This window comes from Stenotrophomonas sp. 89682_Sma (genome assembly GCF_056481405.1).
The window spans coordinates 3,584,427-3,610,120 of the sequence record NZ_CM151147.1 but is presented as its reverse complement, the minus strand read 5'-3'; the positions used below and the strand labels follow the sequence as shown (position 1 = coordinate 3,610,120).

21 protein-coding genes and 1 riboswitch are annotated in these 25,694 nt (G+C 66.7%); of the genes, 9 read left to right on the top strand and 12 right to left on the bottom strand.

Annotated elements, in window-relative coordinates:
- Positions 1-53 precede the first annotated feature (53 nt).
- Positions 54-2,531, bottom strand: coding sequence for an acyl-CoA dehydrogenase (locus tag ACZK29_RS16750; protein ID WP_478446264.1), 2,478 nt, complete (start codon positions 2,529-2,531; stop codon positions 54-56).
- The gene (locus ACZK29_RS16745) at positions 2,528-3,445 is read right to left on the bottom strand and encodes an alpha/beta fold hydrolase (protein WP_111204768.1); all 918 of its coding nucleotides are present in this window, start codon (positions 3,443-3,445) and stop codon (positions 2,528-2,530) included. The genes ACZK29_RS16750 and ACZK29_RS16745 overlap by 4 nt, the downstream gene beginning before the upstream one ends.
- Before the next feature lie 141 nt (positions 3,446-3,586).
- Here ACZK29_RS16745 and ACZK29_RS16740 point away from each other — a divergent pair, with 141 nt between their 5' ends.
- The gene (locus ACZK29_RS16740; RefSeq protein ID WP_005410690.1) at positions 3,587-4,186 is read left to right on the top strand and encodes a TetR/AcrR family transcriptional regulator; all 600 of its coding nucleotides are present in this window, start codon (positions 3,587-3,589) and stop codon (positions 4,184-4,186) included.
- A gap of 231 nt (positions 4,187-4,417) precedes the next feature.
- Complete coding sequence (locus ACZK29_RS16735; RefSeq protein ID WP_111204769.1) at positions 4,418-7,375, top strand: TonB-dependent receptor domain-containing protein; 2,958 nt, start codon at positions 4,418-4,420, stop codon at positions 7,373-7,375.
- Positions 7,376-7,561: 186 nt separating this feature from the next.
- Here the strand turns inward: ACZK29_RS16735 and ACZK29_RS16730 are convergent, their stop codons facing one another.
- The gene (locus ACZK29_RS16730; protein ID WP_024956328.1) at positions 7,562-8,374 is read right to left on the bottom strand and encodes an XOO1806 family protein; all 813 of its coding nucleotides are present in this window, start codon (positions 8,372-8,374) and stop codon (positions 7,562-7,564) included.
- 150 nt (positions 8,375-8,524) lie between these two features.
- Positions 8,525-9,418, bottom strand: a complete 894-nt coding sequence (hslO, locus tag ACZK29_RS16725) for an Hsp33 family molecular chaperone HslO (RefSeq protein WP_099555274.1) — start codon at positions 9,416-9,418, stop codon at positions 8,525-8,527.
- Between the two features lie 77 nt (positions 9,419-9,495).
- Between hslO and mtgA the strand changes: the two genes are divergently transcribed.
- Genes mtgA through ACZK29_RS16710 form a run of 3 tightly spaced genes read left to right on the top strand, consistent with a single transcriptional unit; the run spans position 9,496 to position 11,702 of the window.
- Positions 9,496-10,245 carry a monofunctional biosynthetic peptidoglycan transglycosylase gene (gene mtgA / locus ACZK29_RS16720; protein ID WP_106551269.1) on the top strand — a complete coding sequence of 250 codons (750 nt, stop codon included), beginning with the start codon at positions 9,496-9,498 and terminating at the stop codon, positions 10,243-10,245.
- A 46-nt stretch (positions 10,246-10,291) separates the two neighbouring features.
- Entirely contained in the window at positions 10,292-11,311 is a 1,020-nt protein-coding gene (locus ACZK29_RS16715) for a glycosyltransferase family 2 protein (protein ID WP_099555279.1), read from the top strand.
- Positions 11,271-11,702: a CBS domain-containing protein gene (locus ACZK29_RS16710; RefSeq protein WP_012511858.1), complete on the top strand. Its 432-nt coding sequence runs from the start codon at positions 11,271-11,273 to the stop codon at positions 11,700-11,702. Before ACZK29_RS16715 ends, ACZK29_RS16710 begins: the two co-directional genes overlap by 41 nt.
- Before the next feature lie 491 nt (positions 11,703-12,193).
- On the opposite strand, the gene ACZK29_RS16705 is transcribed toward ACZK29_RS16710, so the two are convergent.
- The 4 genes from ACZK29_RS16705 to ACZK29_RS16690 form a co-directional block, all read right to left on the bottom strand.
- Complete coding sequence (locus tag ACZK29_RS16705) at positions 12,194-14,152, bottom strand: AsmA family protein (protein WP_239504038.1); 1,959 nt, start codon at positions 14,150-14,152, stop codon at positions 12,194-12,196.
- A gap of 94 nt (positions 14,153-14,246) precedes the next feature.
- Entirely contained in the window at positions 14,247-14,885 is a 639-nt protein-coding gene (trhA, locus tag ACZK29_RS16700; RefSeq protein WP_010482744.1) for a PAQR family membrane homeostasis protein TrhA, read from the bottom strand.
- 275 nt (positions 14,886-15,160) lie between these two features.
- Complete coding sequence (locus ACZK29_RS16695) at positions 15,161-16,765, bottom strand: peptide chain release factor 3 (protein ID WP_459048320.1); 1,605 nt, start codon at positions 16,763-16,765, stop codon at positions 15,161-15,163.
- A gap of 66 nt (positions 16,766-16,831) precedes the next feature.
- Entirely contained in the window at positions 16,832-17,728 is an 897-nt protein-coding gene (locus ACZK29_RS16690) for a M23 family metallopeptidase (RefSeq protein WP_459048321.1), read from the bottom strand.
- A gap of 148 nt (positions 17,729-17,876) precedes the next feature.
- Positions 17,877-17,995: riboswitch (SAM riboswitch) on the top strand.
- Positions 17,996-18,072: 77 nt separating this feature from the next.
- On the opposite strand from ACZK29_RS16690, the gene metX reads away from it, so the two are divergent.
- From metX to ACZK29_RS16675, 3 genes are read left to right on the top strand one after another with little or no spacing between them, the layout of a single operon-like run.
- Complete coding sequence (metX, locus tag ACZK29_RS16685; RefSeq protein WP_459048322.1) at positions 18,073-19,104, top strand: homoserine O-succinyltransferase MetX; 1,032 nt, start codon at positions 18,073-18,075, stop codon at positions 19,102-19,104.
- Entirely contained in the window at positions 19,101-20,336 is a 1,236-nt protein-coding gene (locus ACZK29_RS16680; RefSeq protein WP_478446263.1) for an O-succinylhomoserine (thiol)-lyase, read from the top strand. Before metX ends, ACZK29_RS16680 begins: the two co-directional genes overlap by 4 nt.
- Positions 20,333-21,400 (top strand): homoserine dehydrogenase family protein, encoded by a 1,068-nt coding sequence (locus ACZK29_RS16675; protein WP_459048324.1) that lies wholly within the window; start codon positions 20,333-20,335, stop codon positions 21,398-21,400. The genes ACZK29_RS16680 and ACZK29_RS16675 overlap by 4 nt, the downstream gene beginning before the upstream one ends.
- 109 nt (positions 21,401-21,509) lie before the next feature.
- On the opposite strand, the gene ACZK29_RS16670 is transcribed toward ACZK29_RS16675, so the two are convergent.
- Both ACZK29_RS16670 and ACZK29_RS16665 read right to left on the bottom strand, forming a co-directional pair.
- Complete coding sequence (locus ACZK29_RS16670) at positions 21,510-22,505, bottom strand: alpha/beta fold hydrolase (protein ID WP_478446262.1); 996 nt, start codon at positions 22,503-22,505, stop codon at positions 21,510-21,512.
- Positions 22,506-22,711: 206 nt separating this feature from the next.
- Positions 22,712-24,094 (bottom strand): L-serine ammonia-lyase, encoded by a 1,383-nt coding sequence (locus ACZK29_RS16665; RefSeq protein ID WP_024956918.1) that lies wholly within the window; start codon positions 24,092-24,094, stop codon positions 22,712-22,714.
- A gap of 100 nt (positions 24,095-24,194) precedes the next feature.
- Here ACZK29_RS16665 and ACZK29_RS16660 point away from each other — a divergent pair, with 100 nt between their 5' ends.
- On the top strand, positions 24,195-24,425 hold the full coding sequence (locus tag ACZK29_RS16660; RefSeq protein WP_024956919.1) for a glutaredoxin family protein: 231 nt from the start codon (positions 24,195-24,197) through the stop codon (positions 24,423-24,425).
- A 118-nt stretch (positions 24,426-24,543) separates the two neighbouring features.
- On the opposite strand, the gene ACZK29_RS16655 is transcribed toward ACZK29_RS16660, so the two are convergent.
- Both ACZK29_RS16655 and ACZK29_RS16650 read right to left on the bottom strand, forming a co-directional pair.
- Positions 24,544-25,116 (bottom strand): YceI family protein, encoded by a 573-nt coding sequence (locus tag ACZK29_RS16655; RefSeq protein WP_019336389.1) that lies wholly within the window; start codon positions 25,114-25,116, stop codon positions 24,544-24,546.
- 3 nt (positions 25,117-25,119) lie between these two features.
- Positions 25,120-25,692 (bottom strand): cytochrome b, encoded by a 573-nt coding sequence (locus ACZK29_RS16650; protein ID WP_005410672.1) that lies wholly within the window; start codon positions 25,690-25,692, stop codon positions 25,120-25,122.
- Between the last annotated feature and the right edge of the window lie 2 nt (positions 25,693-25,694).

The window sequence follows — 25,694 nt, the reverse complement described above, 5'->3', positions numbered from 1 at the left end:
AGAGCGACGGCGGGCCGAGGCCCGCCGTCGAAGGCAACGCGTGTCGCGGGCGATCAGGCCGCCTGCGAATGCGGGTCCTTGTGCTGGCGGTCGTAGTAGCTGGCCGCGCGCAGTTCGTGGGTGTCGAAGTCGTCCACGGTGATCGTGTCCAGGGTCAGCGTGCGCAGTTCTTCCAGCAGGCTGCGCTCGTCCTGGGTGATCACGCCCTCGGCCACGGCTTCGTCCAGCTGCGCCTTGAAGTCCAGCGCCTCGATGCCCTTGCTCTTCAGTGCCTTCAGGAACTTGCGCTCCACCGGCTCGGCCATGATCGCCTTGCTCAGGTAGCTGTTGATGCGGCCACCCGGGTTGTTCTCGCACGGGGTCAGGAACACGCCGCTGGCGAGGCGGTCGCGCGCTTCGTTCGGCGCCATCAGCAGGGCGGCAACACGGCGGCTCAGGCGATCACCCGGGGCCTCGGCACGACGGCCGAGCGGGAAGATCAGTGCCCACATCAGCCAGCCGATCGGACGGATCGGGAAGTTGCGCAGGGCGGCCGACAGCGATTCCTCGATCTTGTGCACACTGTCATGGAAGGCCCAGGCCAGCAGCGGCTGGTCGGCCTGCGGTGCGCCTTCGTCGTGGTAGCGCTTGAGCATGGCGCTGGTCATGTAGACATGGCTCAGCACGTCGCCCAGGCGGCCGGACAGCGATTCCTTGAACTTCAGCTTGCCGCCGAGGGTCATCATCGAGATGTCGGCCATCAGCGCCAGGTTGGCCGAGTAACGGTCCAGTTTGCGGAAGTAGCGGCGGGTATAGGCATCGCCCGGGGCGGCACCGAAGCGCGCGCCGGTCAGGCCGAACCAGAACGAACGCACGGCATTGGAGAGGCCGAAGCGGATGTGGCCGAACAGGCTGCGGTCGAACTCCTGCAGGCCGGCACGGGTGTCCGGATCCTGCGCGGCCTTCATTTCCTTCAGCACCCACGGGTGGCAGAGGATCGCACCCTGGCCGAAGATCAGCAGGCTGCGGGTCATGATGTTGGCGCCTTCCACGGTGATCGCGATCGGCGCGGCCTGCCAGCTGCGGCCGGCGAAGTTGCGCGGCCCCAGAATGATGCCCTTGCCGCCGATCACGTCCATCATGTCCGAGATCACTTCACGGCTCATGTTGGTGCAGTGGTACTTGGCGATCGCTGACGGCACCGACGGCACGTCGCCACGGTCCACGGCGGCCGCAGTGGCCTGCGACAGCGCACTGATCTTGTACGCCTTGCCGCCGATGCGGGCCAGCGCTTCTTCCACGCCCTCGAAGCGGCCGACCGACAGGCCGAACTGCTTGCGGATGCGTGCATAGGCGCCGGTGACGGCGGCACCTGCCTTGGCACCGCCGCTGGCGGTGGAGGGCAGGGTGATCGAGCGGCCCACGGCCAGGCACTCGTTGAGCATGTTCCAGCCCTTGCCGGCCATGGCAGCGCCACCGATCAGCTGGGTCAGCGGAATGAACACGTCCTTGCCGCGGATCGGGCCGTTCTGGAACGTCGAGTTCAGCGGGAAGTGGCGACGGCCGATCTCAACGCCGGCGGTGTCACGCGGCAGCAGGCCCAGGGTGATGCCGATGTCGCGGGTATCGCCGATCAGGCCGTCCGGGTCGTACATGCGGAAGGCCAGGCCGATCAGCGAAGCAACCGGGGCCAGGGTGATGTAGCGCTTGTCGAAGGTCAGCTTGACGCCGAGCACCTTCTCGCCGTTCCACTCGCCCTTGCAGACGATGCCGTAGTCCGGAATCGAGGTGGCGTCGGAACCGGCGAACGGACCGGTCAGGCCGAAGCAGGGCACTTCGCGGCCATCGGCCAGGCGCGGCAGGTACTGGTCCTTCTGTTCCTGGGTGCCGTAGTGCACCAGCAGTTCACCCGGGCCCAGCGAGTTCGGCACGCCGACGGTGGAGCTGACCACCGAGGACACCGAGGCCAGCTTCTGGATCACCTTGTGGTGGGCCAGCGCGGAGAAGCCCAGGCCGCCATATTCCTTCGGAATGATCATGCCGAAGAACTTGTTCTTCTTGATGAAGGCCCACAGCTCCGGCGGCAGGTCGGCGTGGACGTGGGTGATTTCCCAGTCGTTGACCATCGTGCACAGCTCTTCGACCGGGCCATCGAGGAAGGCCTGTTCTTCGGCGGTCAGCTGTGGCTTCGGGTAGTTGAGCAGGATGTTCCAGTCCGGATCACCGGTGAACAGCTCACCCTCGAAGCCGACCGAGCCGGTTTCCAGCGCGATGCGTTCGGTCTGCGACAGCGGCGGCAGCACCTTGCGGAACACCTTCATCATCGGGCCGGTCAGCAGCGGCTTGCGGATGAACGGCAGCAGCAGCGGCACGGCGATGACGGCCAACACGGCGGCCGCCACGATCGTGGCGGTCTGGTTGACGTAGGGGATGAACCAGCAGGCGACCAGCAGGGCCACGCTGATCAGCGTCCAGGTAACCAGCCGCATGCGGTGGTAGGCGACGAACGCGCCTGCCAGCAGCAGGGCGAGGAAGGGAAGAACGATGCTCATGAGCGTGCTCCGGTGACGTGCTCGTTTGTGGCGGACGAAGCCGCAGCATCCGCTGCGGGCAACACGTCCAGATAGTCCAACACAGTAGCGGTAAAGGCGTCGTTGTCATCGCCGGCGACCATGTGCGTGGCCTGCGGCAGCTGTACATGGCGCGCGTGCGGCGCCAACGCCAGGAATTCGGCCACGGTCTGTGGCGTGACCAGGTCGCTGCGGCCGCCGCTGACCAGCAGCAGCGGGCACTTCACCTGGCGTGCGGCCTCGGCCAGCGCATCCTGGTGCTGCTCGCTGTCGCGCGCCAGTTCGGCTACCAGGCGCGGGTCCCAGTGCCAGCGCCAGCGGCCGTGGCCGTCCTCGCGCAGCAGTGCGCGCAGCGACTGCTCGGATTTGCGCGGACGGTGCGGCATGTAGGCCGAGATCACATCGGCGGCCTGGGTGAGCGAGGCGAAGCCATCGGGATGGGCGGTCATGAAGGCCAGGATGCGTTCAACACCGGCGGTATCCCAGCGCGGGGTGATGTCCACCAGCACCATCGCCGAGAACAGGCCCGGCCAGCGCGATTCGGCCAGCAGGCCGAACAGGCCGCCCATCGAAGCTGCGACCAGCACTGGCGGGCGTGGTTGTTCCCCGGCCAGCACGATGAGGTCATCAGCGAACTGTTCGCCGTGATAGGGCAGTTCGGCGGCATTCCAATCCGAATCGCCGTGGCCACGAGCGTCGTAGGCCAATGTCTGCAGTCCCGCCGCAGACAGGGCCCGCGCGGTGGCGTTCCAGGCATGCCGGGTCTGGCCGAAGCCATGCGCGAACAACACCCGGCCACGGCGGCCATGGTCGCTGGCAGTCGCAGCCAGGCGCGCGCCATGGGCGGCCTCCAGGCGAAGATCATGGAACGCAGCGGGAGTAGGGAACGTAACCATACTTGCTAGTATGGATCGCTTGCGAGGGAAGTCAATACTGCACGGTATGGTGCGCTGCGGCAGGTGCCCTGGCGGGCGCCGCGACGGTTTCGGCCGCAACCGCGTACTGCAACGAACCCCGGCGTATGGTTAAATCAGCCCATGAATCAACCTGACGCTTCCGCCGGCGAACCGCGCGCCGGCCGCAACAGCCGCCTGAGTGCCGAAGACTGGGCCCAGGCAGCTCTCGATTTGATTGCTGAACAAGGTGTGGGTGCCGTCGCGGTGGAACCGTTGGCGCGGCGCCTGGGTGTGACCAAGGGCAGTTTCTACTGGCACTTCCCGTCGCGTGATGCGCTGCTGCAGGCCGCGCTGGAACGCTGGGAACTGTTCGAACAGGAACAGGTGTTCGGCAGCCTGGAGGATGTGCCGGATCCGCGCGTGCGCCTGCGCCAGTTGTTCCAGATGGTGGCGCACGAAGTGCAGCCGCACATCATCTACAGCGAACTGCTGAAGGCGCTGGACCACCCGATGGTGCGCCCGGTGATCGACCGCGTGTCGCAGCGCCGGCTCGACTACCTGGTTGCTTCGTTCCGCCAGGCCGGGCTCAGCTCCACCGATGCACGGCACCGCGCACGCCTGGCCTATGCAGCCTACGTCGGCTTCCTGCAGCTTTCGCTGCAGCTGCAGCAACCCAAGCAGGCCCGCGAGGATTTCGAGGCCTATGTCGAGCATCTGATCGAGACGCTCATTCCCAGCTGAATGGGAAAATGGCGCCCTGCAAGTGCCGAATGCGCCTTGCAGGGCGACCTCAATGCGCCAACGTATGTCGTAGTGAGACTGGTTTCACGCGATTTGGGCGTTTTCTTAACGACTCTTTAATTCCAGATCAAGTGTGGCTACTATCGGGTCACCAGCCGTTTTTTGTGCCTCCCTTTTGGGGTACGTCGGTTGGACTCAGCACACAACCCAAGATCCATGGAGAGAGAGCCCATGAAGTTGAACAGCAACAAGCTGCGCGATGCAGTGTGCGTTGCGCTGGCCGCCAGCGCCGCATCCGTTGCCGGCACCGGTGTGGCGTCTGCCCAGACCGCCACCAACCTGGACCGCATTGAAGTCACCGGTTCGCGCATCCGTACCGTCGACGTCGAAACTGCCCAGCCGGTCCTGACCCTCAGCCGCGCCGACATCGAGAAGCAGGGCTTCTCGTCGGTCGCTGACATCCTGCAGAACATCAGCGCCGTGGGTACGCCGCCGATCAGCCGTGCCCAGCCGCTGTCCTCGGGCGAAGCCGTCGGCGGCACCTACATCAGCCTGCGTGACCTGGGCGCCACCCGCACCCTGGTGCTGCTCAACGGCAAGCGCCTGGGCATCACCACCGGTGGCCTGCAGGACATCTCGACCGTGCCGGTCTCGGCCATCGAGCGCATCGAAGTGCTGAAGGACGGCGCTTCGTCGATCTACGGTTCCGATGCCATCGCCGGCGTCATCAACATCATCACCCGTACCAACTTCGAAGGCGCCACCGGCAGCGTCTACTACGGCCAGTACAGTGAAGGCGACGGTGCCACCCGCACCATGGACTTCACCATGGGCGTGAAGGGTGAGCGCGGTTCGCTGACCATCGGTGCCGAGTACGCCAAGGAAGACAAGGTGCGGGCGGCGGATCGTCCGTACGGTGCGTTCCCGCGCAGCTCCAACCACCCGGACTTCGGCTGGACCACCGTCGGCGAGTTCGGCGGTTTCGTCAGCCGTCCGGCCGATGGCCTGCCGGGCGTCACCTATCCGGCCGCCAGTGCATCCAACCCGAACCGCGAAGTGCGCGTGATCCTGCGTGAGGGCGGCAACGCGAGCAACAAGGCCGACTACGTCGCGCAGAACGTCAACAGCTTCTCCACCAAGGACAAGACCAACACCAACCTGCAGACCGACCTGCGTACCCCGCAGGAGCGCCGTGCGGTGTTCGTCGATGGCATCTACGACCTGACCGACAACGTGCGCCTGCGCACCAACATGCTGTACAGCTTCCGCGATTCGAACCGCCAGATCGCCGGCTATCCGTACGGCGCACTGGCCTTCGGTTCGCCGATTTCGGCCAGCAGTGTGTTCAATCCGCTGGGTGCTGACATCGCCAACTGGTGGCGTCGTACTTCGGAAGTGCCGCGCAACACCCGCGCCGAGCTGACCACCTTCCGCTTCAGCGGCGGCCTGGAAGGCAGCTTCGAGTTCTCCGACCGCCTGTTCGACTGGGATGTCGGCTACCTGTACAACAACAACAAGCTGGTCCAGACCAGCACCGGCGACCTCAACCTGACCGCGCTGCGTGCGGCCGTGGGTCCGTCGTTCATCAACAGCAGCGGCGTGGCGCAGTGCGGTACCGTGGCCAACCCGATCGGGCTGAACCAGTGCGTGCCGTACAACCCGTTCCTGCATGCCGGCATCCAGAGCAATGGTGCCAACGGCGCATTGACCGGCAATACCGCCCTGCAGAACCTGCTGTTCCCGTCCGCGCACTCCACCGCCGAGACCACCACCAAGGTCGTCACCGCCAACCTGGCCGGCAGCCTGTTCACCCTGCCTGCCGGCGACCTGGGCTTCGCCGTGGGTATCGAACACCGCAAGGAAACGGGCAGCTTCAGCCCGGACGCGCTGGTGCAGTCGGGCAACACCTCCGGCCTGGCCAACTTCCCGACCGGTGGTGGCTACAAGGTTGACGAAGTCTATGCCGAGTTCAACGTGCCGATCCTGGCCGACCTGCCGGGCGCCCGCGAGCTGAGCCTCAACGCGGCCACCCGTCATTCGGACTACGACACCTTCGGCACCACGCTGAACAGCAAGTTCGGCTTCAAGTGGAAGCCGATCGACTCGCTGCTCATCCGCGGTACCTGGGCGGAGGGCTTCCGTGCCCCGACCATCGCCGACCTGTACAGCGGCGGTTCGCAGTCGTTCGACTTCTTCACCGATCCGTGCGATTCGGTCTACGGTGCAGCGCGCACCAACGCTGCGGTGCGTGCCCGTTGCGCCGCTGCACTGCCGGCCGGCGTAAGTGCGGCCACCTTCCGCCAGCAGCAGCAGGGCTTCACCCCGACCACCGCTGCATCGTCGCAGACCCCGCTGGCCTTCGTCTCCGGCTCCAACGACCAGCTGACCCCGGAAACCTCGACGTCCAAGACCCTGGGCTTCGTCTGGAGCCCCGGTTTCATCCAGAACTTCAACATGTCGCTGGACTGGTGGGAAATCCGCGTCGAGAACACCATCATCTCGGACACGGCCAACCTGATCCTCAACGACTGCTACGTCAACGACATCGCGGCACGCTGCTCGGCGTTCACGCGTGATCCGGTGACCGGCATCGTCAACAACCTCAAGCGCACCGGCATCAACGCCGGCTACCGCGAGGTGGAAGGCTTCGACCTGGATGTCAGCTACCGCCTGCCGACCGATCGTTTCGGCAACTTCAGCGCGCAGTGGACCAGCACCTACACCTCGCGTGATGACCTGGTCACCACCAAGAACCCGGTCACCCACCCGAATCCCCGCACCGGCGTGGGCTGGGCGGGCGGCGCCTTCCGCGTGCGTTCGAACCTGAACCTGGGTTGGGAAATGGGTGACTTCGGCGCCAGCTGGACCGTCCGTTACTTCTCGGGCATGAAGGAATCGTGCCTGAGCGCCACCACGTTCCCGGAAGAGTGCAACCTGCCGAACTACGCCTCGCCGAACAACCAGGGCGTGGCGGTGGGCAGCGCGACCAACCAGCGTGGCGCGACCGTGTTCAACGATGTCCAGCTGCGCTGGAACGCACCGTGGAATGCGACCGTGGCCGTGGGTGCCAACAACGTGTTCGGCCGCGTGGGTCCGACCATGTACAGCCAGCCGAGCGCGAACGTTTCCTACTATGGTGGCTTCGACATCGGTCGCTTCCTGTACATGAAGTACACCCAGCGCTTCTGATCGCGGCGTAGTCCGTACGTGTGACATGGCCACGCCCCGAAAGGGGCGTGGCTTTTTTCATGGGCGCGAAGGCGATGCATGTCTGGCGCACGAGCGGAAGCTGCGCGCAGCGCTATGCTGGTAGCGGTGGCGCCATGGAAAAGGAGGGGGTTCGGCAGCGTTGCCGCTGCGACGAGACCAGGGCCTTTAGAGGTCCTGCTCGTAGCGCACGTACGGCACGGTGCCGTCGTCGTTGCTTTCGTTGCGTGGCGAGAACGGATTCTTGCCGCGGCTGATCACGTTCTCGGCGCCTACCGTGAGCTGGCCGGACCACGGCGTGCGCCAGGTCAGGCCGATGCCCAGGCCTTCCCACTTGCCAGGCTTGCCCGGCACGTCGATGACGCGGCCGATGATGCTGCCGGTGAAATTGCCGTAGCCGGCGCCGATGCTCAGGCTCTTGCTGTCCCAGCGGTCGGCGATGGCCGGCGAAGCGTCGGCCAGCGGTACCAGGCGGGCCTTGGCGTAGGTGCCGGCGATGGAAACGAAGCCTTCGCGGCCGATGTTCTTCTGCGCGAACACGGTCAGGTCATTCTGCTCGGCGCGCAGCGAAGGGGTCTTGTTCGGGCCTGCCAGCCATGCCGGCAGGGTTTCACGGCCGGTTCCGGCGGTGATGCCGAGGCGGCTGCTGCCACGGTTCAATGCGGCGGTGCCGGTGAAGCGCCGGCTGTTGAGGTCGTCCTCGTCGCCGAGGCTGGCCAGCATGCAGTGACTGGCCAGACCGCTCATGCTGGTCCCGCTGCTGCTGCAGAGCAGGCCCAGCGAATCGCCGGAGGACAGGCCAAAGGCCGCATCCAGCGAGTTGCGGCCGAAATGCCAGCGCGCCCCGGCCGCCTGTTCACCGGTCGGCTCCAGGTACAGCAGGGCCTCGACCTTGCCGCTGCCCTTGTTCCATACCGGCAGCACGGTGCGGGTGTCCTTGCTCTGCGCATGCACGCCCGTGATCGCGCCAAGGGCAATCATCATGGCCAGCGGTAGACGCAGGAAGGTACGCATCGAACCAGTTCAGACAGGAAAGGACAACGGAAGTTCCCGCAGATACGGGAACTTGATCGTAGGGTGTTTATGAATTCTTAACAAGCCTTGATCCCCCCAGATGCAAGACAAGCTGTTTTACTGAAGCCGTTCAGGTGCCGGCACGGTCCCCTCGGCACCGTGGAACAGTATGCCGAACTCCGTCAACGGAAAGTGATACTCCCGCCCGCAGAATTCGCAACGGACCTCGACGGCGCCGGTGTCTGCAGCGGCGGCACGGGCCTCGTCCTCACCCAGCGACTGCAGCATCGACGCGACCCGCTCACGCGAGCACGAACAGGCGAAAGACAGCGGCTTTTCGCCCATCAGCGCCGGCTTCTCCTCGTGGAACAGGCGGTGCAGCAGCTGCTCGGCCGGGGTGGCCAGCAGTTCGGCCTTGCCCAGGGTCTCGAACAGGGCGCTGGCGCGCGCCCAGCCGTCCTCGTCGCCCTCGTCGCCCGGCAGCTTCTGCAGCAGCAGGCCGGCGGCGCCATTGCGGTCGGCGGCCAGCAGCAGGCGGGTCGGCAGCTGCTCGGACTGGCGGAAGTAGTCCTCGAAGGCTTCGTCCAGCTCCGGTGCGGTCAGTCCGACCAGGCTCTGGTAGCGCTGTGGTTCACGCGGGTCCAGGCCCGGGTTCTCGATGGTGATCGCGAGCAGGGCGTCATCGCCAAGGCTGGACAGGTCGCGCGGCGCGTCGGCGCCTTCACTGAGCTGGGCGATGCCGCGCAGGGTACCGGCGGCGGTGCACTCGGCGAACAGGGTGCGCAGGGCGGTGCTGCTGCGCAGCTGGATCGACAGGCGTCCGTCGATCTTGGTGTGGCCGGTGAACAGCGCCGAAGCCACGCAGGCCTCGCCCAGCAGCTCGGCAGCGGTATCCGGGTACTCGGCGTGGGACAGGATTTCCTGCCAGGTGGCCTGCAGGCGCACGTGGACGCCACGGACGCCAGCGTCGGGGAGCAGGAAGCGGATCAGGGAATCGGGGTTGGCGGTCATCGGGTCACATCGCGCGTAAACGGGGGCGGTTGCCGGATAATGCGCCGACAACCAGATAGAAGAAGGATGCACCAGTAATGGGGGCAGGGGGAGAGCAGCACAAGGTGGAAGCCGTCGCAGAAGGCCCGCGCCGCAGGCGCTGGCGCTGGAAACGGCTGCTGTGGCTGCCGGTGCTGCTGGCTGCTTTCAGCTGCCTGCAGGTCCTGGTGCTGCGGTTCATCGACCCGCCCGTATCCACCGTGATGCTGTGGCGCTACGCAGAGGCGCTGGGCGAGGCGGACTGGTCCTATCGCCTGCATTACCAGTGGCGCGACCTTGACCAGATGGCGCCGAGCCTGCCGATCTCGCTGGTGGCGGCCGAGGACCAGCGCTTCCCCGACCACAACGGCTTCGACCTGCAGGCGATCGAGAAGGCGCGCGACCACAATGCCAAGGGCGGGCGCCTGCGCGGTGCCAGCACGATCAGCCAGCAGGTGGCCAAGAACCTGTTCCTGTGGCAGGGGCGCAGCTGGGTGCGCAAGGGCCTGGAGGTCTGGTACACGGTGCTGATCGAAGCGCTGTGGCCAAAGGAGCGCATCCTGGAGATGTACGCCAACATCGCCGAGTTCGGCGATGGTGTCTATGGCGCGCAGGCGGCAGCGCAGACGTTCTGGGGCAAGGATGCGGCGCGGCTGAGTCCGGCCGAGAGCGCGCGGCTGGCCGCGGTACTGCCGGCGCCACGGCGCTACAACGCCGCAAAGCCCGGGCCATACGTGCAGCGGCGCGCCGCCTGGATCCAGCGCCAGGCACGGCAGCTGGGTGGGGCCGCGTACCTGTCGGACGAGTGAGCGCGCGCCGCCTGATCTGTGGGCGGCGGCAACGTACAATCCGGGCATGACCCGCGAACGGCTCACTTTCGTCATCGCCGCCTACAACGAGGCCCTGGCACTGCCGTTGCTGCATCCGCGGTTGTGCGCGGTGCTCGATGCGCTGCCCGACATCGACGGCCACATCCTGTACGTGGACGACGGCAGCCATGACGGGACCTGGGAGGTGATCGCCCGCCTGGCCCAGGCCGACGCGCGGGTCTCCGCACTGAAGCTGTCGCGCAATTTCGGCAAGGAAGCGGCATTGACCGCTGGCCTGGACCTGGTACGCGAAGGTGCGGCGATGATCCTCGACGCCGATGGCCAGGATCCGCCTGAACTGGTGCCGCAGTTCATCGCGCGCTGGCGCGAGGGCCATGACAACGTCTATGGCACGCGCCTGGCGCGCGATGGCGAGGCCTGGATCAAGCGTGCCACGGCGGCGATCTTCTACCGCGTGATGGGGCGCCTTTCGCGTACGCCGATCCCGGCCGACACCGGGGATTTCCGCCTGCTGTCTCCGCGCGCGCTGAGTGCGCTGCGCGAGATGCGTGAGCGCCATCGTTTCATGAAGGGGCTTTTCAGCTGGGTGGGCTTCAAGCGCGTGGCGGTGCCCTATCACCGCCACGCACGCGTGGCCGGCACCAGCAAGTTCAGCCTGTGGCGGCTGTGGAACTTCGCCCTGGAAGGCATTACCGGGTTCTCGACCGTGCCGCTGCGTGCGGCGACCTACCTGGGGCTGGCAACCGCGGCGGTGGCCTTCGTGTTCGGCCTGTGGGTGATCGTCAAGGCCGCGCTGTACGGCGACCGTGTGGCGGGCTGGCCGACGATGATGGCGGTGATCCTGTTCCTGGGCGGGGTGCAGCTGATCGCGCTGGGCCTGATCGGCGAGTACCTGGGGCGGCTGTACGAAGAGTCCAAGCAGCGGCCGTTGTACCTGGTTGACGCGTGGCTAGCATCGTCCGTGGCAGACTCGGCCCTGCAACCCACCCTCGGAGGGCAGGCGGATGACCACGGTACGGCAACTGTTGGACGGCAAGTCTCCTGAAGTACATGCGGTCGCGCCGGATGCGGCGGTGATCGATGCGATCCGGTTGATGGCGGAAAAGGGCATCGGTGCGGTGCTGGTGATGGACGGCCCGAGGCTGGTCGGCATCCTGTCCGAGCGTGATTACGCGCGCAAGATCGTGCTGCGTGATCGTTCCTCGCGTGATACGGCGGTAGCGGAGATCATGACGGCGCAGGTGGTGACGGTGTCGCCAGGCGAGCAGGTGGAGCATTGCCTGCAGCTGGTGACCGACTACCGCATCCGCCACCTGCCGGTGGTGGAGGGCGCGCAGGTGCTGGGGGTGATCTCGATCGGTGACCTGGTGAAATCGGTGATCGATGCGCAGCGGCGCGAGCTGGATCAGCTGCAGCAGTACATCGTTGCGGGGTGAGTTTTTCGCTGGCGGGCCTGCGGCCCGCCGGCCCGCTTTTCGAAGCTCAAAGCCAAAGCCAAAGCCAAAGCAGCGCCTTCCTGATACGTTGGGAGGCGGAGGGTGCGGCTGGGCAGGACACGCCGTAAACCCATCCATGGGGGCTCGGTGGCGCCATCCATGGCGCCAACGGTCCTGCCCAGCCGCACCCTCCGCCTCTGGATACATTTCTGCGAGCGCGGTGTTTACATGCGCGGTGCCTCGCCTTTGGTAGCTGCCAACCTTGGTTGGCAGCAGCTTTTGACTTTGCTTTTTCATTGACTTTGAATTTCCGCTCTCGTTCCGCGCGCGCAGGAAACTGTCGGGAGCCGGAGCAAGGCGGCAGGCAGGACCGTGAGGCGCATGGATGCGCCGACCGAGCCTACAGGGACGTATTTACGGCGTGTCCTGCCTGTCGCCTTGCTCCGGCTCTACGCGCGGGAAAAAGAGGCGCCGCGAACAACGCTGTAAACCTACTTCGCATACTGCCCGCCGCAGTCGGCGTCCTTCCCCGGCCCCAGTTCGATCGTCGCCAGCAGCGCCGCGGGCGGGGCAATGCTGCCCAGCGCCAATGCCACCGCGCCTCGAATGCCCAGTGCCTTGAAATCCGGCCGGAACGACGGATCCTTGAAGGTGCCGCTGATATGCAACGGCGAGCGCAGCACCAGGATGCTCTTGTCCTTCGGGCGCGGCTTCAGCAGCAGGTCCAGGGTCTCGTCGCGCAGGCTGACCGTGCCTTCGCCGATGAGGATCGTATCGGTGGTATCCACCGCCAGTGCCTGGCTGGTCATCAGGCCGTCGCGCACGCCGAAGTCGGCGAAGGCGCAGCGCAGGGGAATCTGCTTGTCGCCGGTCACCAGGAACTTCAGTGATTCGGTGATGTCCAGCCCAGCCAGTTCCATCACCAGGTTGCCGACGTGGCCACGCCCCATCGCCAGGCCGACCTTGCCGCTGCTGCTGCCCAGCATCGCGGCGACGGAGTTGCCGCGTCCGCTCAGGTCCACTTCGCCGCCGATGCCGCCCTTGGCCTGCTCGGCCAGCTTCGCGTCCGGGAACAGCTGGCCCAGCTGCACGCCGCGCACGCTGGCCTTCAATGCGGTGCGGATCTGCGGCCGGCGTGCATCCATGTGGATCGTGCTGCGGATATCGCCACCAGCCACGCCGAAGTTCAGCGGGTCCAGCCGCAGCACGCCGTCATCCAGCAGCAGATGCGCGTCCATGTCGTCCAGCGGCAACGAAGGCGCATTGATGCGGTGGGCCTTCCAGCGCACGTCGGCATCCATCGCACGCAGCTTGCCCAGGTTGTAGGGCGTGTCGGGCAATACCCGGCTGCTGGCGGCGACACGGGCGGCCTGCACCTTTTGTTCGGCATTCGCGGTTTCGCCGCCGCCGGTCTTCGGTGGCGCTCCGACGAAGCCGGCCAGGTCATCGAAGTCCAGGCGCTTGGATTCCAGTGTTGCGGTCAGCCGTGGACGGTCGCGTCCCACCTCGAACTGCAGGTTGCCACCGAGGTCGCTGTCGCCGACCTTGCCGGTGAAGCTGTCGTAGCGCCAGACGTTGTGGTCGCGCTTCAGCCGTCCGTCCAATGCATAGGGCGGTGAGGGCGGGATGGCGATGCCGAGCAGCGGGTAGAGATCGGCCAGATCCTGGCCACTGAGCGCGAACTGCAGGTCGAACACCCGCAGCTGGAACGGATTGGTCAGCGTGCCACTGGCCACCGCGTGGGTAGCGCCGGCGCGACCGTCGAGGTGGATGCGGAACGGATGGTCGCTGTCGGTCAGCTCCAGCGGTGATTCGGTTCCGCCCTGCAGGGTGAACGGGTTGCCCTGCCAGTGGCCCTTGCCCTGCACCAGAAGCGGCGGCGAGGCATCGGCCTGTTTCGGTTGGCCACTGCGCACGCCCACGCGGATGTCGGTGCGGCCCAGTGCGTCGAGGAACTGCAGCCGGCCGTCGTCGATGCGCAGGCGCTTGAGCTGGGGGCTTGCTCCGCCGTTGCTGTCACCCAGGAAATTCCAGTTGCCCGGCTCGCCCTTGCGCGGGGCAGTTTCCAGCAGCACGTCGGGCCGGGTCAGTCGCACTTCCGGCAGCTGTACGCTGCCGCGCAGCAAGGGCCACACGCGCACGTCGATTTCGATGCGGTCGGCCGTGGCCATGTTCGGCTGCTTTGCCCAACCGGCGTTGGCGAAGGTGATCGCATCGGCGCGGATCGTGCTGGTGCGGCCGAGGTCGACATCCAGCTGGCCGATGTGCAGTACGCGACCGGTGCGTGCCTGCACCGCGCGCTCGACCGGCCCCTTGAACCAGTTCCAGTCCCACAGCGCGATCAGCACCAGCAGCGCGGCCAGCAGGAAAATCAGTACGGCCAGCCAGCGCCGACCACGCGGGCCTGGGGGGCGCGGCCAGCGCGACCTACGAGGCGCGGCAGGGGACATGGCAGCATTCACGCCGCCATGGTTGCCCCCTCATCGTGGACGGGGCGCGAAGCGTCCATGTGCATCATGTGCACATGCGGCGCGCTGGTCCGTGTTACAGCACCTGCATGGTCACCGCGACGAAGTGGCAGACGCTGCCGCCGATCACGAACAGGTGCCAGATCGCGTGCGAATAGGGGATCGATTCGCGGTGATAGAAGTAGGTGCCCAGCGTGTACGACAGGCCGCCGGCCAGCAGCCAGCCCAGGGTCCAGCCGTCGATCGAGGCCAGCATCGGCTTGATCGCAACGATCACCAGCCAGCCCATGGCGATGTAGATGCCGGTGGAAAGCGCCTTGAAGCGGCCAGTGTAGAACAGCTTGAACACCACCCCGGCCAGGGCCAGGGTCCAGATCGCGGCGAACAGGCCCCAACCCCACGGGCCACGCAGGCCGATCAGGGTGAACGGGGTATAGGTGCCGGCGATCAATACGTAGATCGCGCAGTGGTCGAACACCTTCAGGCGGCCCTTGGCGACCGGGTGCTGGATGGCGTGGTACAGAGTGGAGGCGGTGTACAGCAGCAGAAGCGCAATGCCGAATACGATCGCGCCGGCCAGCTGCCAGCCATCGCTGTAGATGGCGGCCAGGGTGATCAGTACCGCACCGGCGCCCAGGGCGAGCACGGCACCGAGGCCGTGGGTCAGGGCGCTGGCGATTTCTTCGCGGATCGAAGCAACGGAAGTCGTGGACATGGCGTAGGCATCGTTCGCGGGGAGGGGGACCCGCACCCCCCTATCATCGCCGCGTTGGGCGGCGCGTGCACGCCGGTCACCGTATGGTCGATGAATCCCTGGGTTGCATGGATGAACCGGCGATTGCTGCTGGGGTCAGAGCCCTTTCCTGCGGAAAGGCATCCGACCCCACGGCTCCGAACGGGCGATCAGTAGATCCAGCCATGCGTGGATAAATGCCGGTAGCACTGGGGTCAGAGCCCTTTCCTGCTGGAAAGGGATCCAACCCCGTCGCATCAGCCTGCCGAAACGGTATGCGCCGCTTCGCGGGTGGCCGAGAAACGCACGTCCGGCGAGCGTTCCTGCGCCAGCTGCAGGTTGACCCGGGTCGGTGCCAGGTAGACCAGGTGGCCGGCCGCATCCAGTGCCAGGTTCAGCGCATTCTTCTCGCGGAACTCCTCCAGCTTCTTCTCGTTGCTGCAGTGGACCCAACGCGCGGTGGTCACGCTGACCGGCTCGAAGGTGGCTTCCACGCCGTACTCGTCCTTCAGGCGATAGGCCGCCACGTCGAACTGCAGCACGCCGACGGCACCGAGGATCAGGTCGTTGCTGGTCAGCGGGCGGAAGAACTGGGTCGCGCCCTCTTCGGACAGCTGCGCCAGGCCCTTCTGCAGCTGCTTGAGCTTGAGCGGATCGCGCAGGCGCGCGCGGCGGAACAGTTCCGGGGCGAAGTTCGGAATACCGGTGAAGGTGACCGCTTCGCCTTCGGTGAAGGTATCGCCGATGGAAATGGTGCCGTGGTTGTGGATGCCGATCACATCGCCCGGCCACGCTTCGGCGGCGATTTCACGATCGCTGGCCATGAAGGTCAGGGCGTTGGCCAGCTTCATTTCCTTGCCGGTACGCACGTGGAAGGTCTTCATGCCGGCGCTGAAACGGCCCGAGCAGACGCGCATGAACGCCACGCGGTCACGGTGCTGCGGGTCCATGTTGGCCTGGATCTTGAACACGAAGCCGGTCAGCTTGTTCTCTTCCGGGGCGATCTCGCGGCCGGTGGTGGAGCGTGCCTGCGGCGACGGCGCATGCTCGACGAAGAAGTCCAGCAGCGGCTGCACGCCGAAGTTGTTCACGCCCGAGCCGAAGAACACCGGGGTCTGCTTGCCGGCGCGGTAGGCCTCCAGGTCGAACGGGTGGCTGGCGCCCTGCACCAGTTCCAGCTCGTCGCGCAGGTCGGCCAGCATCTGTTCGCCGATCTTATCGGCCAGGCCGGGTGCATCGATGGACGGGAAGATGGTCGAGTCCTGGCGGGTGAAGTTGCGGCCCGGTTCGTACAGGTGCACTTCGCCCGTGAGCAGGTGCACCACGCCCTTCAGGCGCTGGCCCATGCCGATCGGCCAGGTGACCGGGGCGCACTGGATGCCCAGCACGGTTTCCACTTCATCCAGCAGCTCGATCGGGTCCTTGCCCTCGCGGTCGAGCTTGTTGATGAAGGTCATGATCGGGGTGTCGCGCAGGCGGCAGACTTCCATCAGCTTGATGGTGCGCTCTTCCACGCCCTTGGCCACGTCGATCACCATCAGCGCCGAGTCCACCGCGGTCAGCACGCGGTAGGTGTCCTCGCCGAAGTCGGCGTGGCCGGGGGTGTCGAGCAGGTTGACGATCTTGCCTTCGTACGGGAACTGCATCACCGAGGAGGTGACGGAGATGCCGCGCTCCTTTTCCAGCGCCATCCAGTCGGAGGTGGCGTGGCGGGCAGCCTTGCGGCCCTTGACCGAACCGGCCATCTGGATCGCGCCTCCGAACAGCAGCAGCTTTTCGGTCAGCGTGGTCTTGCCGGCGTCAGGGTGGGAGATGATGGCGAAGGTGCGGCGACGCGACGCTTCGTTGGCGACTTCGGACATGGCAGTGGCGCCCGCCCGGGGCGCTTTTCAAAGAGATAAGCGCCCGATTATACCGGCCGGGGCCGGTCAGCGCCCGGTGCCACCGTCGGCCTCGCCCTGGCGGGCGAACTGCAGCTGGCCCTGCTCGGTGAAGATGCGCGCCGGCACCGAGCGCAGGCCCATGCCGCGGTTGACCTGTACCACGAAGTGCAGATGTGGGGCGCTGCTGTAGCCACTGTTGCCGGACAGGCCGAGGGGTTGCCCGGCTCCCACCGCCTGGCCACGGCGCACGCGCATGCCGCCCGCCTGCAGGTGGCCGTACAGGGCCATGCTGCCGTCGCTGTGCAGCACGCGGATGAAGTTGGCGCGGCCGCCATCGCGTTCGCGATCCTGGCCGTTGCCACGGAAGCCATCCTGGATCTGCATCACCGTGCCCTCGCGTGCGGCCAGCACCAACGTGCCTTCAGGCAGCGCGAAGTCGACCGCATCGCGGTTCTCTTCGTCGTCGTGGCTGAACCGGCCCTGCGGCGCCTGGTCCACGCGCGGGCGCGCATCATCGAAGGGCAGGCGGTAGGCCACGTCCTCGGCCTGTGCAGCGGGGTTGCCCGGCACCGATTGCAGGCGCAGGTCCAGCATCCGGCCGTTGACCGGCGCGGGGAGGTGGCCGACCACCAGGCTGCTGTCGCCTTGTATCAGTGACTGCACCGGCAGGCCGTCGACCGGGCGCCCGGGGGCCGCGCGCAGTTCGATCTGCAACGGGCCGGCCAGCGTGTTGTCGATGCGGGCCTGCCACTGTTCGCCGATCGGCTGCAGGCGCAGCTGGGCCATCGGAAGGGCCTCCTTCGCGGCCCCTGTCCTCGCGTCGGCGCTGGCGGTGGTGGGCGCCTTCGGCAGCATCCCCCAGCCCTGGCGCCAGTCGCTGGCGCCGGCGGAGGCACTGGCCAGCAGCGGCAGGAGCAGGCAGGTCAAGGGCGGGCGTGGCATCAGCGGATTCAGAAAAATGGACCGCCGGGACTGTACCCGATCCTGAACGGAGCGACCGCGACGCCTCTCGCATACTGAGGATGAAAATATTCATCGCTTTATCCGTATGAAGGGATTGACAGTGCCCGGAAGGGCTGGCATCGTGGCGTCACCATCGAGACCGGCAGAGGGACAGGCCCTTTGAAGCCGGGGCAGCCCGCGGATGCGAAAGCGTCTGCGTAGGTGCCAAATCCTGCGGGGACCGTGGCGTCCACCGAAAGATGGTTCGAACCATGCACCGCACGTGCATCTCGAACGCGAGCCCCGCGAAGGCTCGATGGCCGATTCCCCAACCGGATCCCGCCATGAGCTTCGCTGCCAGTACCGCCGTTCGCCCCGAACCCTTTGTCCCCGTCAGCGTGCCGGTCGAAGACCGCGTGCATGCCGAGCGCGGCGAGTTCGCTGCGGTGCTGTCGATGCGTCATGCCGGCCCCAGCCCGGTGCGCCTGCGCTACGAGTGGGTCGGCCCGGCCAACGCGCCGGTGGTGGTGCTGGCCGGCGGCATTTCCGCGCATCGCCATGTGGCCTCCAACCCGCAGTTCAGCGAGAAGGGCTGGGCCGAAGAGCTGGTCGGCAGTGGTCGCACGCTGGATCCGCAGCAGCTGCGCGTGCTGGCGTTCGACTTCATCGGGGCCGATGGTGCGCTGGACGTGCCGATCGATACCGCCGACCAGGCCGATGCGTTGGCTCTGCTGCTGGATCATCTGGGTGTCCGCACGCTGAAGGCCTTCGTCGGCTATTCGTATGGCGCGCTGGTCGGCCAACAGTTCGCGATCCGTCATCGTGCTCGCGTGCGCCAGCTGGTGCTGGCCAGCGGTGCGCATCGCCCGCACCCGTATGCCGCCGCCTGGCGTGCCTTGCAGCGCCGCGCCGTCGCACTGGGCCAGCTGCAGTGCGGTGAAGATCACGGCCTGGCGCTGGCCCGGCAGTTCGCCATGCTCAGCTACCGCACCCCGGAAGAGTTCGGCGAGCGCTTCGACGCCGCGCCGGAAGTGATCAACGGCCGCGTGCGCGTGGCCGCCGAAGACTATCTCGATGCAGCCGGCGCGCAGTACGTCGCGCGCACACCGGTGACCGCCTACCTGCGCCTGTCCGAATCGATCGACCTGCACCGCGTCGACCCCGCCGCGATCTTGCCGCCGACCGTGGTGGTGGCCGTGGAAGGTGACCGCCTGGTACCGCTGGCCGACCTGGTCGGCCTGGTCGAGGGGCTGGGGCCGCGCGGCAGCCTGCGCGTGCTGCGCTCGCCCTACGGCCACGATGCCTTCCTCAAAGAAACCGATCGCATCGACGCGATCCTCGCCACCGCCTTCCGCACCTCTGGAGAGTCCGCATGAGCCTGCACGCCAACGAGCCGTCCTGTAGCCGCACCACTGCCGCCGTCCGTGCCGGCATCGATCGCGACACCGCGCATGGCGCGGTCACGCCGCCGATCGTGCTGTCGTCGAACTTCAGCTTTGAAGGCTTCGGCAACAAGCGCCAGTACGACTACACGCGCAGTGGCAACCCGACCCGCGACCTGCTGGGGGAAGCGCTGGCCGAGCTGGAAGGCGGCGCCGGCGGCGTGATCACCGCCACCGGCATGGGCGCGATCAACCTGGTGCTGAACGCACTGCTGCAGCCCGGTGACACCCTGGTGGTGCCGCACGATGCATACGGTGGCAGCTGGCGCCTGTTCAATGCGCTGGCAAAGAAGGGGCACTTCGAACTGGTCACCGCCGACCTGACCGATCCGCGCGCGCTGGCGCAGGCGCTGGCCACCCAGCCGAAGCTGGTGCTGGTGGAAACCCCGTCCAATCCGCTGCTGCGCATCACCGACCTGCGCTTCGTCATCGATGCCGCGCACAAGGCAGGTGCCCTGGTTGTGGTCGACAACACCTTCCTGTCGCCGGCCCTGCAGCAACCGCTGTCGTTCGGTGCGGATCTGGTACTGCACTCCACCACCAAGTACATCAATGGCCACAGCGATGTGGTGGGCGGCGCGGTGGTTGCGCGCGATCCGGAACTGCACGAGCAGCTGGTGTGGTGGGGCAACGCGCTGGGCCTGACGGGTTCGCCGTTCGATGCATTCCTGACTCTGCGCGGCCTGCGCACGCTGGATGCGCGCCTGCGCGTGCACCAAGAGAACACCACTTCGATCGTGGCGCTGCTGGACCAGCATCCGGCGGTCGGCCGCGTCTATTATCCGGGCCTGGCCGATCACCCTGGCCACTCCATCGCCGCCCGCCAGCAGAGTGGTTTCGGCGCGATGCTGTCCTTCGAACTGGCCGACTGCGAAGGTGATGATCCGTATGCCGCGGTGCGTGCCTTTGTCGATGGCCTGCGCTGTTTCACCCTGGCCGAATCGCTGGGCGGTGTTGAAAGCCTGGTCGCGCATCCGGCCACCATGACCCATGCGGCGATGACCGCCGAAGCGCGTGCCGCCGCAGGCATCAGCGAAGGCCTGCTGCGCCTGTCGGTGGGCATCGAGTCCGAGCGTGACCTGCTGGCCGATCTCGGCGCCGCGCTGCAGCGCGCCGAAGCGGTGATTGATGCGGCTGCGCGCCGCAAACAAGTGGTGGATGCATGAGCGCGCTCGCCGCTGAAATTCCTGCGCTCGGCGTGGGACGCCTGGCGCTGCTCGGCACCGGCACGGTCGGCTCGGCCTTCGTACAGCGTTACCAGGCTTTGCGGGCGCGTGGGCTGGAACTGCCCAGCGTGCAGTGGCTGGCCAATTCACGCACTGCGCTGGAAATCGATCGTGACCTGGCGTTGCCGCTGGAGCTGGCACGGCGTGCGCCGCGCGATGGGCAGAGTTCGCCGCCGTGGGCGAGCGCCGAGGGGCTGGAGCGTGGCGACGTGGTGGTCGACGCCACCGCCAGCGAAGACGTGGCCGCGCGCCACGTGCAGTGGCTGGCGCGCGGCGTGCATGTGGTGACCGCCAACAAGCTGGGGCGTGGTGCGCAGCTGGCCCGCGCGCAGGCGATTGCCGAAACCTGCGCCGACAGTGGCGCGCGCTATGGCGACAGCGCGACGGTGGGCGCGGGCCTGCCGCTGTTGAGCAGCCTGCGTGCGCTGGTGGCCGGTGGCGATCACATCCATGCCATTGAAGGTGTGCTGTCCGGTTCGCTGGCGTGGCTGTTCCATCGTTACGACGGCCAGTCGCCGTTCTCGGCGGCGGTGCGCGAGGCGTTGGCGGCCGGCTACACCGAGCCCGATCCGCGCCTGGACCTGTCCGGCGAAGACGTGCGGCGCAAGCTGCTGATCCTCGCCCGCAGCAGCGGGCTGGGGCTGGATGCTGCGCAGGTGCAGGTGGATTCGCTGGTGCCAGCGGCGCTGGCGGCGTTGCCGCTGGAGGAAGCGGTGGGCGCGCTGGAACAGCTGGACGCGCCGTTGCAGGCGCGCTGGCAGCAGGCGCGCGACAACGGCCGCGTGCTGCGTTTCGTTGGCCGTGTTGATGGCGAGGGCGCGCAGGTGGGCCTGCGTGAGCTGCCTGCGGATCACCCGCTGGCGCAGGGTGCAGGCACCGACAACCGCGTGGCCATCCACAGTGATCGCTACCAACGCCAGCCGCTGTTGATCCAGGGGCCGGGTGCGGGCGCGGAAGTCACTGCCGCTGCGTTGCTGGATGACGTGCTGAGGATCGTGGGTTGATCGCACGGTTCTTGTAGAGCCGAGCCCATGCTCGGCTGCTACTGACCGAATCCCCATCCTGCCGTATGAGCCGAGCGTGGGCTCGGCCCTACAGGGGCACGCCTGCCGGTCAGCGTGACTTCAAGGACTTCAACAACGCGCTGTTGAACTGCTTCGGGTCCTGCACCTGTGGCGAATGCCCCAGTTCGGCGAACTCGACCAGCGTTGCGCCGGGAATCGCTGCGGCCGCAGCCTTGCCCAGCACCGGGTAGTTACCCAGCGTCGCCTTCACCTGCGGCGGCGCCAGGTCGCGGCCGATCGCGGTGCGGTCCTTCTGGCCGATGAACAACGTGGTGGGTACCTGCAGGTTCTTCAGTTCGTAGACCACCGGCTGGTTGAACACCATGTCCGACGCCAATGCCTGGCTCCAGGCAACGGCCTGCTTGCCGGGCCCTTCGTACATGCCCGACTGCATGCGTGCCCACGGCTCGTAGGCCGGTTTCCATCTGCCGTCGTAGTACACCTCCAGCTGGTAGCGGCGGATGCTGTCATAGCTGATGTTCATTTCGCCGGCGTACCACGCATCCACGCTGCGCCAAGGCACGCCGAGCGCCTTCCAGTCTTCCAGTCCGATCGGGTTGACCAGCGACAGGCTGCGCAGGTCCTGCGGGTACATCAGCGCGTAGCGCACCGCCAGCATGCCGCCCATGGAGTGGCCGACCAGGTGTGCCGGTACATCACCCAGTTGCAGCTGTTGCAGCAGGGCGTGGGTGTTGGCGGCCAGCTGCGCGAAGGTGTACTGGTAGCGCTCGGGCTTGCTGGATTTGCAGAAACCCAGCTGGTCCGGGGCGATCACCCGGTAGCCGGCGGCAACCAGCGGCTTGATCGATTCTTTCCAGGTGGCGGCACAGAAGTTCTTGCCGTGCAGCAGCACTACCACGCCGATGGGCGCCTTCTTCGGCGCGATGTCCAGGTAGGCCATCTCCAGCGGCTGCCGCTGCGATTCCAGCGCGAAGGTCTTTACCGGATAGCCGTAGTCGAAGCCTTCCAGGCGTGGCCCATAGGTGGGCGCGGCGAGGGCGGACAGCGGAAGGCAGGCAAGCAGGGCGGCAGCGATCACGCGCATGGGACGGTCCTGGGTAGGGGAGCCCCGAGCCTAACCGGAACGCAGTGACGGTGTCGTCCGACCGGGTAGAGTCGACCGGGTAGAGTCGACTGTTAGTCGACTGCTCTTCGTTCAGACCGCGAAAATCCCGCGCTGCGCGCGATAGTCGACCAACAGTCGACTCTACCCACTGCCCCATCAGCCGAGCATGGGCTCGGCTCTACAATTCAGCACTCGATGACGTTCACCGCCAGCCCACCACGGCTGGTTTCCTTGTACTTGTCCTGCATGTCACGGCCGGTATCGCGCATGGTCTTGATCACCTTGTCCAGCGACACCTTGTGCTTGCCGTCGCCACGCATGGCCATGCGCGAGGCGTTGATCGCCTTCACCGCACCCATCGCATTGCGTTCGATGCACGGAATCTGCACCAGGCCACCGATCGGGTCGCAGGTCAGGCCGAGGTTGTGTTCCATGCCGATTTCTGCGGCATTCTCGATCTGGCTGGGGTTGCCGCCCAGGGCGGCGACCAGGCCACCGGCCGCCATCGAGCAGGCCACGCCCACTTCGCCCTGGCAGCCCACTTCGGCACCAGAGATCGAGGCGTTCTCCTTGTACAGGATGCCGATCGCTGCCGAGGTCAGCAGGAAGTCGAATACGCGCTGCTCGTTGGCGCCCGGGCAGAAGCGGTCGAAGTAGTGCAGCACCGCCGGCAGCACGCCGGCCGCACCGTTGGTCGGCGCGGTGACCACGCGGCCACCGGCGGCGTTTTCCTCGTTCACCGCCAGCGCGTACAGGTTGACCCAGTCCAGCGTGGTCAGCGGATCGCGCATCGCCGCTTCCGGCTTCGAAGACAGCTCGCGGTACAGCGCCGGCGCACGACGGCCCACCTTCAGACCCCCCGGCAGCACGCCTTCCTCGCGGATGCCGCGCGCCACGCACGACTGCATCGCGCTCCAGATCTCGCGCAGGTTGGCGCGGATCTCGTCTTCGCTGCGCCAGCACTTCTCGTTCTCGAACATCAGCTGGGCAATGCTCAGGCCGCTGCGCGCGGTCTGCGCCAGCAGCTCGTCGCCGCTCTTGAACGGGTAGGGCAGCGGGGTTTCGTCGGGCACGATGCGGTCATCGGCCGCGTCGTCCTGGTTGACCACGAAGCCGCCACCGACAGAGTAGTAATCGCGGGTGGCGATCACTTCATCCTCGGCGTTGTACGCGGTGAAACGCATGCCGTTGGTGTGGTACGGCAGCTTCTGGCGCTTGTTCATGCCGAGGTCGCGCTTTTCGTCGAAGGCGATCTCGTGCTGGCCCATCAGCTGGATGCGCTTGCTGCTGCGGATGCGCTCCAGCGTGGCCGGGATGATGTCCGGGTCGATCAAATTCGGCCGCTGGCCTTCCAGGCCCAGCAGGATCGCCTTGTCGGTGCCATGGCCACGGCCGGTCAGCGCCAGCGAGCCATAGACATCGGCGCGGATGCGCGCGACTTCGTGCAGGCGACCCGGGTCGAGCAGCCAGCGGTGGATGAATCGCTCGGCGGCCTTCATCGGCCCGACGGTGTGCGAGGAGCTCGGGCCAATGCCGATCTTGAAAACGTCGAACGTGCTGACAGCCATGGTTGCCGTACTGCGGGTACCGGAGGAGACCGCTATTCTAGCGGTTCATGCCGCACTTCCATGGCTGCGGCGCAGCATTTCGGTAGAGGGAGCAAAACCGGTGTTGACCCTGTTCCAGCGCGACGACTGCCATCTGTGTGACATGGCCCTGGCCGAGTTGGCCAAGGCGCGGGCACCCGAGTTCGAATCGGTGTTCCTGGACGACCAGCCGGCGCTGGAAGCGCGCTACGGCGCGCGGGTACCGGTGCTGCGTGACGAGACTGGCGGTCGTGAGCTGGACTGGCCGTTCGATGCGGCCACGGTTCAGGCCTGGCTGGCCGTCGATCGGTAGAGCCGGCCGCTGGCCGGCAACCCCGCCATACCCGGTGATGCCGGCCAGCGGCCGGCACTACCAGATGCGTTGCGATGCCCGTTGATGCCGGCCAGCGGCCGGCACTACCGGAGTCGCTTTATTTCGCGTCGAACTTCACGATCGTGCTGATCGCGGTTTCGTCCGGGATGGTCTTGGTGTCGGCCCAGTCACCGCTGCCGACGCCGAAGTCCAGGCGCTTGACCGTGGCCTTGCCGGTCAGCACCGGCTGGGTGCCCGGCTTCCAGGTGAAGGTGAGGGTGACCGGCTTGCTGACGCCGCGCAGTTCCAGGGTGCCATCGGCGGCGAACTGGTCGTTGCCCACCGCTCGGAAGCCCTTGGCGGTGTAGCGTGCGGTGGCGAACTTGCCGACGTTGAAGAAGTCGGCGGTCTGCAGGGTCGAGTCGCGGTCGCTGTTGCCGCTCTTGGCGCCGGCCAGCGGGATCACCACGTCCAGCGAACCGGCGGCCGGGTTGGCCGGGTCGAAGCTGAGCTTGGTGGCAAAGCCCGGGAAGCTGCCGGTGAACACTTCGCCGTCGTACTTGGTCGCGAACACCAGGATCGAGCCGGCACCGGGGGCCTGCGCGTAGTCGGCGGCGAGCACCGGGGCGGTGGCCAGCATGCCGGCCAGGGCGGCGGCCACGGCGGCCGGAGTGGTCAGTTTCAGGTTCATCGGTCAGTCCTTCTGAGGGGAGGCAAGCCAGCCGCGCGGCAACATGCGGGACAAGGTCGCATCGCGCTGGAACAGGTGGTGGTAGAAGGCAGCGCCGGCATGGGCCAGCACCACCGCGATCAACAGCCAGAAGCCGTATTCGTGGATGGCATGCGATACCGCGACCACCTGCGGGTCGGGGCCGCTCAGCTTGGGCACGTCGACCAGGCCGAACCAGCGGAACGGGCGCAGGCCGCTGGCCGAGTCGTACAGCCAGCCCGACAGCGGGATCGCGAACATCAGCACATACAGCAGCACGTGGGTGGCACTGGCAATGCGTTCCTGCCAGCTGGGCACGCCCGGCACCGGCTTGGGCGCGCCGGCATACAGGCGCCAGCCGAGACGGAACAGCACCAGCGCCAGCACGGTGATGCCGATCGACTTGTGCGCGGTGTAGACCCAGAAGTACTTCGGGGTCTTGGGAAGTTCACCCATGGTCAGGCCGACCACGCCCAGGGCGAGGATCAGCAGTGCGATCAACCAATGCAGGATCTGGCTGACACTCCCCCAGGCGGCGGGGGTGTTCTTGGCGGTCATGA

Bases quoted from the DNA above. Each gene is read 5' to 3' on its own strand.
- ACZK29_RS16750 (WP_478446264.1), bottom strand. From the start codon at position 2,531: ATGAGCATCGTTCTTCCCTTCCTCGCCCTGCTGCTGGCAGGCGCGTTC.
- ACZK29_RS16745 (WP_111204768.1), bottom strand. From the start codon at position 3,445: ATGGTTACGTTCCCTACTCCCGCTGCGTTCCATGATCTTCGCCTGGAG.
- ACZK29_RS16740 (WP_005410690.1), top strand. From the start codon at position 3,587: ATGAATCAACCTGACGCTTCCGCCGGCGAACCGCGCGCCGGCCGCAAC.
- ACZK29_RS16735 (WP_111204769.1), top strand. From the start codon at position 4,418: ATGAAGTTGAACAGCAACAAGCTGCGCGATGCAGTGTGCGTTGCGCTG.
- ACZK29_RS16730 (WP_024956328.1), bottom strand. From the start codon at position 8,374: ATGATTGCCCTTGGCGCGATCACGGGCGTGCATGCGCAGAGCAAGGAC.
- hslO (WP_099555274.1), bottom strand. From the start codon at position 9,418: ATGACCGCCAACCCCGATTCCCTGATCCGCTTCCTGCTCCCCGACGCT.
- mtgA (WP_106551269.1), top strand. From the start codon at position 9,496: ATGGGGGCAGGGGGAGAGCAGCACAAGGTGGAAGCCGTCGCAGAAGGC.
- ACZK29_RS16715 (WP_099555279.1), top strand. From the start codon at position 10,292: ATGACCCGCGAACGGCTCACTTTCGTCATCGCCGCCTACAACGAGGCC.
- ACZK29_RS16710 (WP_012511858.1), top strand. From the start codon at position 11,271: ATGACCACGGTACGGCAACTGTTGGACGGCAAGTCTCCTGAAGTACAT.
- ACZK29_RS16705 (WP_239504038.1), bottom strand. From the start codon at position 14,152: ATGTCCCCTGCCGCGCCTCGTAGGTCGCGCTGGCCGCGCCCCCCAGGC.
- trhA (WP_010482744.1), bottom strand. From the start codon at position 14,885: ATGTCCACGACTTCCGTTGCTTCGATCCGCGAAGAAATCGCCAGCGCC.
- ACZK29_RS16695 (WP_459048320.1), bottom strand. From the start codon at position 16,765: ATGTCCGAAGTCGCCAACGAAGCGTCGCGTCGCCGCACCTTCGCCATC.
- ACZK29_RS16690 (WP_459048321.1), bottom strand. From the start codon at position 17,728: ATGCCACGCCCGCCCTTGACCTGCCTGCTCCTGCCGCTGCTGGCCAGT.
- metX (WP_459048322.1), top strand. From the start codon at position 18,073: ATGAGCTTCGCTGCCAGTACCGCCGTTCGCCCCGAACCCTTTGTCCCC.
- ACZK29_RS16680 (WP_478446263.1), top strand. From the start codon at position 19,101: ATGAGCCTGCACGCCAACGAGCCGTCCTGTAGCCGCACCACTGCCGCC.
- ACZK29_RS16675 (WP_459048324.1), top strand. From the start codon at position 20,333: ATGAGCGCGCTCGCCGCTGAAATTCCTGCGCTCGGCGTGGGACGCCTG.
- ACZK29_RS16670 (WP_478446262.1), bottom strand. From the start codon at position 22,505: ATGCGCGTGATCGCTGCCGCCCTGCTTGCCTGCCTTCCGCTGTCCGCC.
- ACZK29_RS16665 (WP_024956918.1), bottom strand. From the start codon at position 24,094: ATGGCTGTCAGCACGTTCGACGTTTTCAAGATCGGCATTGGCCCGAGC.
- ACZK29_RS16655 (WP_019336389.1), bottom strand. From the start codon at position 25,116: ATGAACCTGAAACTGACCACTCCGGCCGCCGTGGCCGCCGCCCTGGCC.
- ACZK29_RS16650 (WP_005410672.1), bottom strand. From the start codon at position 25,692: ATGACCGCCAAGAACACCCCCGCCGCCTGGGGGAGTGTCAGCCAGATC.